Here is a 392-nt window from a genome sequence, read left to right on the forward strand (position 1 = left end):
CTGCTACTCATTGTGTAACGCGATTACGATTAGTTTTGAAAGATGATAATAAAGTAGATAAGGAAGCTTTATCTAATAATACGCTTGTTAAAGGCCAATTTAAAGCTGACAATCAATATCAAATTGTTATTGGTCCTGGTACAGTAGATGAAGTGTATAAACAGTTTGTAAATGAAACCGGTGTAGAAACTGCATCTAAAGATGAAGCAAAAACTGCCGCTGCAAAAAAAGGCAATCCATTACAACGATTAGTAAAATTATTAGGAGATATTTTTATTCCAATTTTGCCAGCACTAGTAACAGCTGGTTTACTTATGGGGATTAATAATCTTTTAACTATGGAAAATTTATTTGGTCCTAAGGCCTTAGTGGAACAACATCATCAATTAGGT

1 protein-coding gene is annotated in these 392 nt (G+C 32.9%); it reads left to right on the forward strand.

Going from position 1 to position 392, the window contains the following annotated elements; all coding sequences use genetic code 11:
• A partial coding sequence (locus tag DF216_RS10725; protein ID WP_164979066.1) for a glucose PTS transporter subunit EIIB occupies positions 1–392 on the forward strand: 392 nt, incomplete at both ends.

The sequence above is a fragment of the Streptococcus oralis genome, assembly GCF_004127215.1.
GTDB lineage: Bacteria > Bacillota > Bacilli > Lactobacillales > Streptococcaceae > Streptococcus > Streptococcus oralis_BD.